Genomic DNA, 14,858 nt, shown 5'->3' with positions numbered 1-14,858 from the left:
TCTATACCGTCCGTCGCTGCACCGCGCGGCCAAAGCTGGGTAGCTCAACGGCGGCAATGGAGGTGATCTTTTTCTGCGATCGCAGCGGGTACACCAAAGGCGACGGGGAGGCCTTGGCAGCGGTGCCGGGGTAGGCCGGCAGAGTAGGCGCTGACTGCCTAGGGGCTGGTGCGGCGATTGGGGCCTGCGGTGTCCGCACCGGCTCTGCGGCGGCAGCCATGGCGGTGGGGATGGACTGGGGTGCCGCCGTTGGCTGAGGAGCCGCTGCCACAGGCTCGCCCCAGGGCGATGGCTCGGTAAATAGCGAGGCGGCCTCGGCGGAGGTCGCCGTGGCTGCGGTCGGGCTGGCCTCTTCTAGCCAGGGGTCAAGCGCCGCGGGGGACGCCGGGGGCAAGGGAGCCTCTGGCATCGTCGGCAAGGGTTCGGGGGCGATCGCCGGGCTCGGTTCGGGCGCTGTAAAGAGGTCAGTCTGGGTAGCGGCTGGCGCTGGTACCGGGCTTGGCCCGGCACCGCGCAGACCGCGCAGTAGATGGGTCAGGCTGGGGTTGTCGGTGACGCTGCCGGTACCGGCTGACCAAGGCTGAATCTGCTGCGATCGCGGCATGGTAACCGGCTGACCCGCTTCTTCTAGGGAGCTAGGGCGCAGCAGTTGCCCTTGCACCGCCGTCGTCGAGCTTTGCACTGCCTGGCTGGCCGTCGGTGCCATATTCAAGCACTTCTCTAGGGCCGCTTTAAACTGGAGGGTGTAACGCTGCTGGCGATGCAGGCGTGCCTTGAGATCGCGACAGGTTTCTTCGGCCTGGTGCAGGGCGGTATTTTTTTCGCCAAAGCGCTGCTGCAACAGGGTGCATTCGCGCTCAAGCTGGGCGACCCGCTGCTGGTTGGCTTCTAGATCGGCCTGTAGGGTTTCGTTGTGAATCGTGGTGCGGCGCAGCCCATCGTTGGCGATGTCGAGTTCGCTGAGGAGCTGGGCAATTTGCTGCTGTACCGGGCCGGGGGTGGCCCCTAATGGGAGACCGCCCGGTGGAGTTTGCGTACGCTCAATCTCCGACTGGAGGGCTACCTGCGATCGCTCCAGGGCTTCCTCGAGTTCGGTGACGCGCAGCAACAGGGCATCATTACACTGGTTGAGGTCTTGAATCAGCTGCACCAGATCTTCTGGAGCCGGTTCAGCAGGTAGGGAAGCAGCGGCCGCCGGCGCTGAAGACCAACCCTCGACCTCGGCCAATTCAGCCAGTTCCACAGTATGGGCTAGGGGCAGTTGACCAGGAAAGGTGACCGTTTCCCAACCAGCGCCCGCTGAGGGAATGGGCTGGTCTAAAGCCTCCTCGGCGTTGTACAGCAAGGGGTTACCCTGGGGCTCTGGGGAAGCGCTTGAAGCCGTAGTGTCAGTCATAAGGTTGCCTGATCCTGGTCGCGTAGTCTCACACTCAATACTCAACCACTAAGGGGGCTGTTGACCCCTAAGAGTAGCTAATTTTGCCAATTTATTCACTTTTTTATTGACTATTTAATTACAACATGTGTTTTTTATGGCCTTAGCTTAGCCTTTACCTGCGCTTTTTCTTTTCCCCCTAGGGTCAGAGCTGGGCAAAAGCGTTCTTGTACGCTGCCTAGGCATCGCTCTATCTAAACCTCTAAGAGCACTGCTGAGGCTGTGGCCCACCCGCTAGCGCTGACCTTTTTGAGCATCTAGTCCCATGCCGGTTTCTCTGTCTCCATCGCTTGCCCTAGTCACTCTCAGCTACAGGCCTGACTTCCACCGTTGTCGGCTCCTGGTAAACAGTGTTGGCCAGCTGAACCAGACCCCAGTGCGCCACTACATCATTGTCGATCAGCGAGATTATTCGGTGTTTCAACCGCTGGCTAACGCCCACACCGAAATTTTAGCCGTTGAGGCGCTACTGCCTCCCTGGATTCGGCGTTTGCCCCTGGTGAACCGCGCCTGGTTGAGCCTAAAAACTCCGCCCATTCGCAACTGGGTTTTGCAGCAGTTGGTCAAGATCTCCTTTGCCCGGTTTGCTTCCGAGGCGGTGACCGTTTTCGTTGACTCCGATGTGGTGTTTATTCGCCCCTTTGATTTAACTAACTTTGCCCGTCAAAACCAGACCCGGCTGTTTCGAGTGCCCGAGTACTATAGCCCCGACTTTGAACCTCTGTACGCAGCAGCCTACCGACTGCTGGGGCTAGAGGGCTACCGCTACGGCGTCGCCCGCCCCAACTACATTGGCAATCTGATTAGCTGGCGGCAGAGTAACGTAGTGGCCCTTTGCGATCGCATTGAGCAAGTCGGGGGTCGCCCCTGGTTAGAGACCTTGGCTCGGGCTAAAACCCTCTCCGAGTACATTCTCTACGGGGTGTTTGTCGATCACGTGCTGGGCGATGCGGCTGGCCACGTCTACGACTGGTCTCCCCTCTGCCACGAATACTGGCGGCCCCGGCCCCTCGACGACTCCCAGCTGGCCGAATTCTTTACCGCTGTTCCGCCCGAGACGATTGCCGTCATGGTTTCGGCTAAGGCTGGCATTTCCCCCGATCGCTACAGTCGCTACCTTCAGCGCTATCGTGCCGCACCCGCTGTCCCTTAGGCTGACGGGGCACCGCTGCTCTCCCAACCGGCGATAGATTTTCCCGGCTGAGGGTCTGGCTAAAGTTTCCGGGAACCCTGCCCCTGCCCTTGATAGACATAGAGATAGATGGGGAGAATTGCCCTCTACTGCCGCAATGCCCCCAGCCGCAGAGCCGGACAAATTGTCTACCATGAAGGGCGGGGCATGAAGGGTGGGGTGGAGTGGCAACACTGTTGTTTCGGGGTCAATAGCATTAAATAAAATGATCAGATCAGGGTTTCGCACCGTACTTTTAGTGGCCGCCGCTGGTGTCGCCCTAGCCGCCACCGTCACCTGTAGCCAATCGACCGACCTGACCAACGCTCCACCCACTGCGATCGAAGCCGATGAAGCTGCACCAACTCGCGATCCAGACACCTTGCGCCTGCTCTACAGCCGCTCGGCGGTGACTCTTAACCCCCACTTGGCCACGGGCTACCAAGATTTTGAGGCGGCCCGCATTGTCTACGAACCCCTGGCCAGCTACAACGAGGCGGGGGAGCTGGTGCCCTTTCTGGCGGACGAAATTCCGTCCCTAGAAAACGGCGGGGTGGCCGCCGATGGTACCTCCGTCACCTGGACACTGCGGCCCGACATTACCTGGGCCGACGGCGAACCCTTCACCGCCGCCGATGTGGTGTTTACCTTTGAGTTTATTCGCAACCCCGTGGTAGCCGCCGCCACCGCCCAGTACTACGAGGGGGTCAAGAGCGTTGAGGCGATCGACGACTACACCGTCAAGATTACCTTTGCTACCCCTACCCCCGCCTGGTCAGTGCCCTTTACGGGGCAAACGGGGCTGATTTTGCCCCGCCACGTTTTTGCAGAATTTAACGGCCCCACTGCCCGCGACGCGTTGGCGAACCTTCAGCCCGTGGGTACCGGCCCCTACCAGGTGGTGGGGTTTGAATCGGGCAACATTATCTATGAGCCCAACCCCAGCTACTGGGGTGGGAGGCCTGCCTTCAAGCGGGTGGAGCTTTCCGGCGGTCTGGCTCCCTACGCTGCGGCGCGGGCAGTGCTGCAAGCCAACACCGCCGACTTTGCCCATAACCTTCAGGTCGAAGCCGAGGCTCTCAGCGAGCTAGAAACCGACGCCAGCGGCCACATCACCCACCTGTTTGGCTCCCAGGTAGAGCGCATCATGCTGAATTTTTCCAATCCCTTCGCCCGCACTGAAGAGGGGGAGCGCTCTAGCCCAGAGATTCCACATCCCTACTTTAGCGATGTGCGGGTGCGCCAGGCTTTCAATCTGGCCATCGATCGCGACACCATTGCCAAAGAGCTCTACGGTGCCTCGGGCAAACCGATCGCCCAGCTGCTGGTCGCCCCCGCCGACTACCAATCTACAGATATCGCCTACACCTACGACCTAGAGCAGGCCAAAGCCCTGCTGAATGAGGCGGGTTGGGTTGACACCAACGGCGACGGGCTGCGCGAGAAAGATGGCGTTGCCCTAGAGGTGCTGTTTCAGGCGGCGGTGAACCCGGTGCGCCAAAAAACCCAGGCTATGGTCAGCGATAGCCTGCAAGAACTGGGGGTCGATGTGCAAGTTTCCCGAGTGCGCATAGACGAGTTTTTCTCCGGCGACCCAGAGGACACCGGCAGCCTCAACCACTTCTATGCCGACATGCAGGTGTACTCCATTGGCAGTGAAAGCCCCGACCCCAGCACCTACATGGGTTGGTGGACCTGCGCCAAAATTGCCTCTCAAGCCAACCAGTGGCAAGAGCCCAACAATGCCCGCTACTGCAACCCCGAGTACGATCGCCTCTGGGAAGAGGCTAAGCAAGAACTCGACCCCGATCGCCGCGCCGAGCTGTTTCAGCAAATGAACGAACTGCTGGCCCAGGATGTCGCTGTCATTCCGGTGGTGCATCGGGCGATGACCAATGCGGTCAGCGATCGCCTCACCAACGTCGAATTTACCCCCTGGGATGCCAGCACCTGGGCCATCAAAGACTGGAGCCCCCAGCCCGCTGAGCCCTAGGGCGGCACAGCGCGATCGCCCCACGCCAGATGCCATGCTTCTGTGAGCGCCAAGGCAAAAGTCGCCATCGCTCTGTGAACTGCCCATGGGAGGCGGTAGAGATGATCACGATCGCTGTTTTCGGCGGCGACACCAGGGTTTTGAGGCCAACCTAGGGCAGGGGTGCGGCCCAACAAAGCCCAAGGTTTTGTGGCAAACCTGTGGTTTTCTGACCTGACCAGGGCAAAATGGTTATCTGTAGCAAGCGACCGACCATTCCTATGACCTCTGAACCCGCTGTCACCAGCTCAACGGTGTCTCCCCTGGCTGCGATCGCCCTCAAGGTAGCCGGTGCGATCGCCATTCTGTCAGCCCTGCTCGACTTTCTCATTCTGCTGATTCCGCCCAACCTCACCAACGTGCAGTGGCAGCTGGCCACCACCACCCAGCTGGTCGATCGCGGCATCGTGCCTCTTGTGGGTATGGCTCTGCTGCTGACCGGGTTTTGGCTAGACAGTTCGGTTGGCAAGGCCACCCAGCGCAAAAGCCTAACCACCGATCTGCGCTTTTGGGTGTGTGCTTTAGCCAGCGTCTTGGGGTTAATTTACTTGCTACTTACCCTGCTGCACCTCAATGCCGTGCGTCTGTCTAGCCAGGCTGCCCTGGCCCAGGTCAGTACCGAAGCCGGCGAAGCCGCCACCCAGCTGCAGCAGCGACTTTCTACCGAGCTGAGCCAGCAGCAGACCCAGCTAGGGGCACTCCTCGAAAACGACGATCTCCTAGCCCAAGCGATTCAAAGCGGTCAGCTTCCTGCCGACATTGAGCAGTACCGCGATGACCCAGAGGGTCTTACCCAGTTCCTGCAGCAGCGTGCCGATCAGGCCCAGCAGCAAATAGAAACCGAAATTGGCACCCGTCGCACTCAGGCTGAGCGGCAGGTTAAGGTCGAAGCGTGGCGATCGGGCATTCGGATCTCCGTGATTAGCCTACTCCTGGCAGCAGGCTACTCCATTATCGGTTGGCTAGGGCTACGGCGTCTGCTCTCGCTCACGCGAGCAGCCTAGCCTAGGGCCTGCATCATGGCCTGCTGGGCTACCGCCTGATAGACCTCCTTGAGGTAGTTCATCACCACGGGCGCATCCTCAGGGGGAAGCGGTATCTTGCCCAGCACGTCCAGCACTGTGGTTTCGGCGGGGGTAATCACGACCAGCTCAGGATCTAGGGGCTGGGTGTAGGCCCAAAACCGCTGAAGATCGAGATGGCTGGCGGTTTTTCTGGGCTCTGGCTGAATGTCAGCGTCTTCGCTGATGGTAACGATACTGTCAGGGGCGGCGGCGCTCTGCCGTCGCTGGCGGAGGGCATCTAAAATGCTATCGCGACTGCGGCCCCTGAGCTGAAACAGCACAAAGGGGTCTTCTCGAAAGAAATCCCCCAACTGGTAATACACCGCCGCAATGTGCTTACAGGGATTTTTAGGATCGGGGCAGCTGCACTTCGAATGCACCTCCGACAGATTGAATGGGTAGAGACTGAGACCGTTAGCGGTAAAAACAGCTTCAATCTCAGCCGGCATTTCCCCCGCCAGCAGCTGGGCCGAATAAATGGCCTGCTCTGACAGAGAATCAATCACGTAGTTCCAGTCTTCGTCACTAAACGCGTCCAGCCAGATTGAAAGCTTGTAGGGTTCTTCAGCCGTGCCCTGCACCAGGGCTGTCACCTTAGACCCCTTATACTCCAAGCTAAGAATGTGACCTTCCCTGGCGTAGATGCGCCCCCGCTCTAGACGCTTCTTAAAACGGTAGGTATTGAGCAGCTCTACCCAACGCTGCACCCACCAGGCTTCATCCTCCAGGGCGTAGGCAGAATTTGAGGCAGACGCATAGGCGTTCATAGCAGGAAAACGTAGTGAGTATCTGTTTATCTTAAGGCCAGTCAAGCGGGCCCCGCAGACTGAATTCAGCAACATAGCAACGGAGCCGAGCTGGACAGACCTTTACCAGGGAACCGACAGTCTACTGGACTTGTTACCCACAGAGTTTCTAATGCATTGCAGGCGGCGATCCTAGAGAAATGCCTACCGTCCCCGAACAATCCCAGGAGGGTAGGCATTTCAACGGCAAGTTAGCGGCCCACACCCACGTACTGGAACCCGGCCCGCACCATGGCTTCCCGATCGAGGAAGTTGCGGCCATCAATCACAATAGGGCTATTCATCCGCTGGGCCATAGCGGCGTAGTCGAGATCTTTGAACTGTTGCCAGTCGGTGACCAAGACTAAGGCGTCGCAGTTATCGGCTAGGTGGGTCGCATCGGTCTCTACAATGACGCCCGTTAGCCCATGGCGCAGCCCGCTTTGAGAGACAATGGGGTCGTAGGCCTTGACCTTAGCCCCTAGACGGTTGAGCTGCTCAATCAAAATCAGCGCGGGCGCATCGCGCATGTCGTCGGTGTCAGGCTTAAAGGTGAGCCCCAGCAGACCAACTGTTTTGCCCTTGAGAATCTTGAGCACCTGCTGAAGTTTCTCAAGGGTTATTTGTCGCTGGCGATTGTTGACATCCACGGCGGCTTTGAGCAGCTGGGCTTCGTAGCCGTAGTCATCGGCGGTGTGAATCAGGGCTGCCACATCCTTAGGAAAACATGACCCACCCCAGCCAATCCCCGCCTGCAAAAACTTTTTGCCAATGCGAGAATCGAGGCCAATGCCCTGGGCCACCTGGGTAACATCTGCGCCGACGCGATCGCAGATGTTGGCGACCTCGTTGATAAAGCTAATTTTGGTTGCTAAAAAGGCGTTAGAGGCATACTTGACCATTTCAGCCGAACTCAAGTCAGTGACCAGCACCGGCACTGGATCGGCATTGGGGTCTTCAGCAAAGCGTCGTTCCACAATTGGGGTGTAGAGTTCTTTCATCATGGCGATCGCTCGGGGGCTGTTGCTGCCCAGCACAATGCGATCGGGGTTAAAGGTGTCGTAGACCGCCGAGCCCTCCCGCAAAAACTCTGGATTGCTGACCACATCAAAATCAGCTACCACCTCAGGGTGGACGGTCTCAGGAACACCCCCGGCAGGCACCGGTACCGACTGGCGCTCAACTACCCCATCCAGCACAATCATGCGTACCCAGTCGCCCGAACCAATGGGTACCGTAGACTTATTTACAATCACCTTATAGCCACCGTTGAGGTGAGTGCCAATCCCCTTAGCCACCGCCTCTACATAACGGGTATCACTTTCACCCGTAGGCAAGGCCGGAGTGCCTACCGCAATAAAGAGAATGTCGCCATGCTCAACGCCAGCCTGCAAATCGGTAGAAAACTGGAGATGGCCTGCCGCCATCGACGACTTCATAATTTCAGACAGCCCGGGCTCAAAAATGGGCGACTGCCCTGACTGCATTAGCTTCACTTTTTCTTCGTTGACATCAACACACACTACGTCGTGCCCAACATTGGCTAAGCACACACCGGTAACCAGACCCACGTAACCCGTCCCAATCACACATACACGCATAGAAAATATTCCTTACTTTATGGACTATCGATAACCGTTTAAGGGCGTGGATTCCCTTGCCCTGAGCTGATCTAGGGCCACGCCAGACCATGACCCGGCTGTAACCCATCTGCAAACCTAGCTAGTCACCGAGTGTAGTGTCGGTGGTACAGCCTCCGGGGTTCCTGAGGGACTCAAACGCCTGCGAAAATCGTCGATGGTGAGCTTGAGACCTGCCTGAAGCGGCACCGTCGGACTCCAGTCGAGGAAGGTTTTGGCCCGAGTGATATCGGGTTTGCGGCGCTGGGGGTCATCCTGGGGCAAGGGCTTGTAAATCAGCTCTGCGTCAGGATTCACCATTGCCTGAACGGTTTGAGCCAGCTGTAAGATGGTGTACTCATCGGGATTACCCAGGTTTACCGGGCCAATGTAGTCGCCATTCATGAGCCGCATCAGGCCGTCTACCAGATCAGATACGTAGCAAAAACTCCGCGTCTGGGAGCCGCTGCCATACACCGTTAGCGGAATGCCCTGCAGGGCTTGGACAACCAGGTTGCTGACCACTCGGCCATCGTTTTCGAGCATGCGGGGGCCGTAGGTGTTAAAAATGCGGGCCACTCGAATATCGACGTTGTTTTGGCGGTGGTAGTCAAAGGCTAGGGTCTCGGCTACACGCTTGCCTTCGTCATAGCAGCTGCGAATGCCAATGGGGTTCACGTTACCCCGGTAGTCTTCGGTCTGGGGATGTACCTCAGGGTCACCGTACACCTCAGAGGTAGAGGCCAGCAGAAAGCGAGCTTTAACCCGCTTAGCTAAGCCCAGCATGTTGAGGGTGCCCATGACATTGGTTTTAATGGTCTTAACCGGATTGTACTGATAATGTACCGGCGAAGCCGGGCAGGCCAGGTGATAGATTTGGTCGACCTCAAGCCGAATGGGCTCAGTTACATCGTGGCGAATGACCTCGAAATAGGGATGATCGAGCCAGTGCAGTAGGTTGTGCCGATGACCTGTATAAAAATTGTCTAGACAGATCACCTCATGACCATCGGCCATTAGACGATCAATTAAGTGGGAGCCAATAAACCCGGCTCCTCCGGTGACAAGAATTCTCATGGGCAATCAACCAGAGAGAGATTTATAAACTATAGAGTCGTAGCCTTCACCTAACCTTACTTTTCCCAGAGCTAACCATCCGGATATCAAGAGGCCACAGCTTTAATTTTGATTGGTTTGCTAATACTTTATAAAGTTTTTTATTCTAGGAGGCTGGCTTTAACCTCGGTTGGAAAAATTATGTGGCCATTCAAACAATCCGATGTCTAGTGATTCCCCTTGCAGTCTATTTGTCTATGGCACCCTCAAGCCTGGGGAAAGAGCGTTTACCAGCCTCTGTGAACCTTTTGCGATCGCAGCCCAACCAGCCCAGACGCTGGGACGTCTCTATCACCTCCCCCTAGGCTACCCGGCCATGACCCCAGAACCTGGCTGGGTACAAGGCTTTTTACTGACTTTATCCAATGCAGATGCTCTAACTGCCATAGATGCTTTTGAAGAGTACTACCCCGATCGCCCCGAGAGCAGTGAGTACCAGCGGAGCTTGCAAATGGTTTATGACCTAAGCCAGCGCTCTCTAGAAATAGCCTGGGTCTACACCATGAGCCCAGAACAGGTAGATGGTCTTGGAGGCCTATGGTTACCCAACGGATACTGGACAGATACCCTGATATTCTAAACCTCGCAAAATAAAAGGCTCTGCCATATTGGCAGAGCCTTAAAGCTAGTTGAACCTAGCTAAATTGTGACTAAGCTATGACAACTTAGAAACGGAAGGTGGCACGAAGAGCACCCCAGAGACCAGTGTCATCATTACCAGCAAGTCCGGTGTTGATGTCACCGTAAATGACAGCAGGTGTGATGGTCAAGAACTGGTTAAAGGGAATTTCGTAATAACCTTCAACAATAAAGGGGTTATTGGCGAGGCCAGCTAGCTGGGGCAGTTGACCACCGTAGACGCCCAGCTGAGCACCCTCGGCTAGGAAGTTGTTGAAGCCAACACCAGCAGTCCAGCTAAAGTCGTTGCCGCCATTGAAGGTGCTGTAGGCACCGTGGCCAGCGACGAAGAACCCACCGAAGTCGAGGTTCAGCAGACCAGCAAAGGTGTCAGTACCACCGGGAAGACCGCCCTGGAAGTTGGCAGACTGGTCGTTGTGGAGGTAAGCAATACCGGCATCTAGGAAGCCATCGCTCAGGAAGCTGAGCTGAGCAATGTAGCTTTGGCTAGTAGCAGCAAAGATACCAATGGAGGGATCAAAAGCCCCAGGGCCGCCAGCGGTATAGCCTGCGTCTAGAACAATGTTGTCGGTGAGAGCAAAGCTCAGACCAACACCAGCGCCATTGGAAGAGCTACCACCAGCGTCGTAGAACTGAGGACCACCAGCATCGGCCACAGAAGGACCGTCGAAGGGCACGATGGTGCTGGTCACCCAGTCATCGCCCTGAAGGCCACGGGCAGAAGCAGTTACGGTAAAGCGGCTGCCAACGGGGAACTGGTAGTAGAAGTCGTCAACGCCCACATTGTAGTCAGTGCTTGTAGCTGTGCCAGAGGTGCTGGAGCCAGCGTTGGCCAGACCACCGAGACCATTGATTGCATTACCGTTGCCAGATTGCAGACGAATGCGCAAACGATCGTTGCCGGTGAAGCTGGAATCAAAGTTCAAACGGGCGCGGGCAGCAACGCTGGTGCTCGCTTCACCGGTGACAATGTCAATGGGGGTGACAATGTTGAAGTCGGCCTGACCAGCCAACTTGGTGGTGGTGGAGAACTGCTGAGCGCGCAGGGTGGCGGTTTCAGCTTCTAGAGCATCGACGCGACCGCGCAGGGTAGCCAGTTCAGCCTGAAACTCTTCTTGCAGACGACGGATGGTGGCCAGATCTTCGGGGTTGATGCCGGACTGGGCGATCAAGGTAGCGATCACATCCAAGCAGGAGTTGAGACCAGCGGCGAACTCGAAGCGGGTCATGCTGCGCTGACCGCGGAAGGTGCGGTCAGGGTAGCCCTGAATACAACCGTAGTTCTCAACCAGGCTTTGGAGCGCTTGGAAAGCCCAGTCAGAAGGCAGAACGTCGGTGAGTTCTGAAACGCTGGTGATTTGAGCCAGTTGAACAGAGTCTTGATCGAAGTCACTAACCTGGGTGGTAGCGGCTTCAGCGGCGATCGCAGAACCAGAGACGGCAACAGCCGCGCCTAGGGCGGCGGGCACAGCCAGCAAAGATTGCCAAAATAATTTAGCCATTCGATATTTTCTCCTCACACCTTATTTAAGGCTTATTGTGTACCTACCATTAGGGCTGGTTTTAGCCATCCCCATCGACGAGGCGCTCACCAAGGCCAGTGTATAGGCCAAGGTAACTGAACCTTACGTACATCCAAAACCAACAATAGCAGATATGCTCTGTGTCGGCTAGATAAGTTTTGGCCAAAATGGCCGAATCAACTTACCGGCACTGAGACGCTACCTGTTTACCTAAGGTTCCCGACCAGTAGGCTAAACGAACTTGGGTAGGAGCAGGAGAATGAGGCCAACCCAGCATTCCAGCTCAAGTTGTTGAGGCCATGGAGTATCCCAACTAAAAACCCGCTCTTCCCAAGGGCGCTAGCTTAGCCAGTTGAGCCGCTCGCGGTGAGGTTGCGGATTGAGTATTCAGTTGGAACATTCTGTGAATATGGGCATATGGACTGGGGAGGCGATCGCAGCTTTCCCCGTCTGCCACATTCTGTAGACAGCCCGCTTCTAATTTAAGAGGCAGTTAGCCCAGAGCCGAGATTTTAGTCGCCATAGTAAAGTCTTGATCCGTTAAGCCCCCTGCGTCATGGGTGGAAAGGCTAATGACGACGCGGTTGTAGGAAATTTCTAAGTCGGGGTGGTGCCCGGCGGCTTCAGCCGGTTCTACTAACTGATTGACAAAGTCGATGGCGGCGACAAAGTCTTTGAAGGTGCGAGTAGAGGTAATGGTCTTACCGCTGAGGCTCCAGTCGGGGAGTTGGCTGAGCTTGGCTTGAACGTCGCGATCGCTGAGGAGATTGGCCATGGTGGTGGAGAGATGAACAGCCCCATTATCCTAGGGCGGTAGTGGCGCGATCGCATCTAGCCAAGGGGTACTCAGTCTGCGCCCCTTTAAAAGCTATCCGCCCCTGCCAGGGGAAGAAAATCTTCCTAAGCAGGGGCGGTCTAGTTGGATCTTAGGTTGAACCTGACTGCCGGGAGGAACCCTACTCAGCCAGCTTCGAGAGCTTAGCTAGTTGCCGAAGCAACCAACACTGAAGCTAGAGCACAGCCCCGGCACACAGCCGGCTGATCTCAACCTGAAGACCCACACGTTTACTACTCTCTTGCATGGGCATCACCTCCTGGAGTCCTAACGGTAAAATCTGTAGAGTTGCTGCCGTAACAGCGGCATTACTCGTAAGTTAGCACAATAATTTCTGGCTGTGGCAGAAACTGCGAGCCTTGCGGAAGTTTGAGTCGTCAGCGCTAGCTCCAATGCCATTCCAGACTCCATACCTATGTCCTTAGATTCCCTATTTCCTGTCCTAGATATCGCCTTAGATGATTGTCTGCAAGCCTGGCTACAAGAAGATGTTGGCCGAGGCGACTGGTCTACCGTTGGGCTAGGGGCCTTGGCCCAGCGACCAGGGCAAGCCATTTGGGTCACCCGTGCCCCCGGTGTCGTTGCTGGGCTGCCCTTGGCCCGCCGCCTCTTTCAGCAGCTAGATGCTGAGGTTAGCGTTGAGGCTCTGGTCAACGAGGGAGACCCCTGTGCTCAAGACACCACCATTGCCAAAATTAGCGGTTCCCTGGCGGTTCTGCTGACTGGCGAACGGGTGGCGCTAAACCTGGTGATGCGTTTGAGCGGAATTGCCAGCGCGACCCGCCAGTATGTAGACGGCCTAGCCGACACCACTGCGCAGTTTGTGGATACTCGCAAGACGACTCCCGGTCTGCGTCAGCTCGAAAAGTACGCCAGCCGAGTTGGTGGCGCTATTAACCACCGCATGGGTCTCGACGATGCAGTAATGATTAAGGACAACCATATTGCGGCGGCTGGGGGCATTCGGGCGGCGGTAGCCCAAATTCGTCCGGCGATTCCCTACCCGATGACGATCGAGGTAGAGACGAGCAACCTGGAGCAGGTCGATGAGGCGATCGCCTGCCCCGTAGACATCATCATGCTCGACAATATGCCCCCAGAGCTGATGGCGATCGCCGTTGAGCGCATTCGTGAACAAAAGCCGACGGTCAAGATCGAGGCGTCTGGCAACGTGACGTTAGAGACCTTGGGGGCGATCGCAGCGACAGGGGTAGATTTTATCTCCAGCAGTGCCCCCGTCACCCGGGCCCCGTGGCTAGATATTAGTATGCAAATGATCAGTTCTAAAGCGGTTTAACCCGAGGCAACCCATGATCTTAACCACCGGTCCCAATGTTGACGGTCGCCCCGTAGTTGAATACTGCGGCCTTGTAAACGGCGAGGCTATTTTAGGGGCAAATATTTTTAAGGACTTTTTTGCAGGCATTCGCGATGTGGTAAGTGGGCGATCGGGAGCCTACGAGCATTCGCTCCGCCAGGCCCGCAACACCGCCATCAAGGAAATGATGCAGGCGGCCCAGGAGCTAGGGGCTGACGCCATCATTGCTGTAGACATTGACTACGAATCGCTGGAGATCAACAACGGCGGCAATATGCTGATGGTGGCTGCCAGCGGCACAGCCGTGCGCTTAGGATGAAATGTTCTTGACCGAGGCGCACCCGATCCCTAGCCTCGATCTAAGCTAACCCCAAGAATCTAGTTCAGGGACCGGGTGCCTGAATCAGGCGTCGAGGGCGTGATCTTTGAGGTCAGTCAGAGAGACATGCTCGATGGCGGCGGCGTGGGTAGCGTCGAGCACCACCGGGGGAGCCACCCCGGCCTCTAGGGCTTCTTGCCAGCGGGCGGCGCATAGACACCAGCGATCGCCCGGCTTGAGCCCCAGAAACTGAAAGGCGGGCATCGGCGTCGAGAGATCGTTGCCCTGGGCCTTGGTGAAAGCCAAAAACTCAGGGGTCATCTGGGCACACACTACGTGAACTCCCATGTCGCCTGCGCCGGTATTGCAGCAGCCATCGCGATAAAAGCCCGTCACGGGCGAGGTGCAACAGGGGGCGAGGGGAGTGCCCAAGACATTGGTAGCAGTGGCCATGGGATTCTTTGTGCTTTAAAGGGTTGATGGATAAGTCGTAGTTCGCTTTTAATCTACCGCAAGACTTCAAAGCCCGCTCAATCGAAGCTGGTCAGGAAAAAGGAGATGCCGGTAGAGACATCTCGAGATAGGTTTGAGGGTAAAGAATGTGGAAGGGTTGACCTAATTTAGGACTAAGCCTCAATGATAGTGATGGGCTCAACGGTAACGGCGTCATCGGCTGCACTATTGCCGGGCTGCTTGCGCTTGTTGAGGTGCTCCAGCGCCATTTGAGACAATTCGGTGACCAGCAAAGTAGCCAGCAGACCGTCATCAACCCAGCCGATAATGGGCAAAAAGTCAGGGGAGATATCGATGGGAGAAACCAGATAAATTAGAGTTCCCAAAACTAAGACCCAGCGGTATTTTGTGTTGCGCAGGGTTGCTTTATACCAGTTGTAAAAGGAGCCGATCACATTGTTCATTGAGCCATTCACCTGAACGTTATGTTTAAATGGTGTCAAAAAAACAGGTAATGCTCTAGTGCAGAAAACTGATCTAAAACGGTGG

14 protein-coding genes are annotated in these 14,858 nt (G+C 56.5%); 6 read left to right on the top strand and 8 right to left on the bottom strand.

Annotated features, from left to right (window positions below; genetic code table 11):
* Position 1: 1 nt before the first annotated feature.
* Positions 2 to 1,396: a hypothetical protein gene (locus VB780_RS21350; protein ID WP_323353200.1), complete on the bottom strand. Its 1,395-nt coding sequence runs from the start codon at positions 1,394 to 1,396 to the stop codon at positions 2 to 4.
* A gap of 304 nt (positions 1,397 to 1,700) precedes the next feature.
* Here VB780_RS21350 and VB780_RS21345 point away from each other — a divergent pair, with 304 nt between their 5' ends.
* From VB780_RS21345 to VB780_RS21335, 3 genes are all read left to right on the top strand, one after another.
* A complete protein-coding gene (locus VB780_RS21345; RefSeq protein WP_323353199.1) occupies positions 1,701 to 2,588 on the top strand; it encodes a DUF6492 family protein in 888 nt (295 codons plus the stop codon).
* A gap of 244 nt (positions 2,589 to 2,832) precedes the next feature.
* The gene (locus VB780_RS21340; RefSeq protein WP_323353198.1) at positions 2,833 to 4,599 is read left to right on the top strand and encodes a peptide ABC transporter substrate-binding protein; all 1,767 of its coding nucleotides are present in this window, start codon (positions 2,833 to 2,835) and stop codon (positions 4,597 to 4,599) included.
* Positions 4,600 to 4,859: 260 nt separating this feature from the next.
* Entirely contained in the window at positions 4,860 to 5,642 is a 783-nt protein-coding gene (locus VB780_RS21335) for an HpsJ family protein (RefSeq protein WP_323353197.1), read from the top strand.
* Here VB780_RS21335 and VB780_RS21330 read toward each other — a convergent pair.
* The 3 genes from VB780_RS21330 to VB780_RS21320 form a co-directional block, all read right to left on the bottom strand.
* On the bottom strand, positions 5,639 to 6,469 hold the full coding sequence (locus VB780_RS21330) for an SWIM zinc finger family protein (RefSeq protein ID WP_323353196.1): 831 nt from the start codon (positions 6,467 to 6,469) through the stop codon (positions 5,639 to 5,641). The genes VB780_RS21335 and VB780_RS21330 overlap by 4 nt on opposite strands.
* Positions 6,470 to 6,699: 230 nt before the next feature.
* On the bottom strand, positions 6,700 to 8,088 hold the full coding sequence (locus tag VB780_RS21325) for a UDP-glucose/GDP-mannose dehydrogenase family protein (RefSeq protein ID WP_323353195.1): 1,389 nt from the start codon (positions 8,086 to 8,088) through the stop codon (positions 6,700 to 6,702).
* A 117-nt stretch (positions 8,089 to 8,205) separates the two neighbouring features.
* Complete coding sequence (locus VB780_RS21320; RefSeq protein ID WP_323353194.1) at positions 8,206 to 9,183, bottom strand: UDP-glucuronic acid decarboxylase family protein; 978 nt, start codon at positions 9,181 to 9,183, stop codon at positions 8,206 to 8,208.
* A 202-nt stretch (positions 9,184 to 9,385) separates the two neighbouring features.
* Here VB780_RS21320 and VB780_RS21315 point away from each other — a divergent pair, with 202 nt between their 5' ends.
* On the top strand, positions 9,386 to 9,802 hold the full coding sequence (locus tag VB780_RS21315; RefSeq protein WP_323353193.1) for a gamma-glutamylcyclotransferase family protein: 417 nt from the start codon (positions 9,386 to 9,388) through the stop codon (positions 9,800 to 9,802).
* An 85-nt stretch (positions 9,803 to 9,887) separates the two neighbouring features.
* Here the strand turns inward: VB780_RS21315 and VB780_RS21310 are convergent, their stop codons facing one another.
* A complete protein-coding gene (locus VB780_RS21310; RefSeq protein ID WP_323353192.1) occupies positions 9,888 to 11,363 on the bottom strand; it encodes an iron uptake porin in 1,476 nt (491 codons plus the stop codon).
* Between the two features lie 514 nt (positions 11,364 to 11,877).
* Entirely contained in the window at positions 11,878 to 12,159 is a 282-nt protein-coding gene (locus VB780_RS21305; protein WP_323353191.1) for a 4a-hydroxytetrahydrobiopterin dehydratase, read from the bottom strand.
* Positions 12,160 to 12,634: 475 nt separating this feature from the next.
* On the opposite strand from VB780_RS21305, the gene nadC reads away from it, so the two are divergent.
* Both nadC and VB780_RS21295 read left to right on the top strand, forming a co-directional pair.
* Complete coding sequence (gene nadC / locus VB780_RS21300) at positions 12,635 to 13,516, top strand: carboxylating nicotinate-nucleotide diphosphorylase (RefSeq protein WP_323353190.1); 882 nt, start codon at positions 12,635 to 12,637, stop codon at positions 13,514 to 13,516.
* 13 nt (positions 13,517 to 13,529) lie between these two features.
* Entirely contained in the window at positions 13,530 to 13,856 is a 327-nt protein-coding gene (locus VB780_RS21295) for a heavy metal-binding domain-containing protein (RefSeq protein ID WP_323353189.1), read from the top strand.
* Positions 13,857 to 13,940: 84 nt separating this feature from the next.
* On the opposite strand, the gene VB780_RS21290 is transcribed toward VB780_RS21295, so the two are convergent.
* A complete protein-coding gene (locus tag VB780_RS21290) occupies positions 13,941 to 14,309 on the bottom strand; it encodes a DUF2237 domain-containing protein (protein WP_323353188.1) in 369 nt (122 codons plus the stop codon).
* Between the two features lie 173 nt (positions 14,310 to 14,482).
* Entirely contained in the window at positions 14,483 to 14,773 is a 291-nt protein-coding gene (locus tag VB780_RS21285) for a YkvA family protein (protein WP_323353187.1), read from the bottom strand.
* Positions 14,774 to 14,858: the final 85 nt, after the last annotated feature.

Source organism: Leptolyngbya sp. CCNP1308, from assembly GCF_034932455.1.
Taxonomy (GTDB): domain Bacteria; phylum Cyanobacteriota; class Cyanobacteriia; order Phormidesmidales; family Phormidesmidaceae; genus Nodosilinea.
Note: the sequence above shows the minus strand (reverse complement) of the source record. Positions and strands in the feature narration are given on the sequence as shown.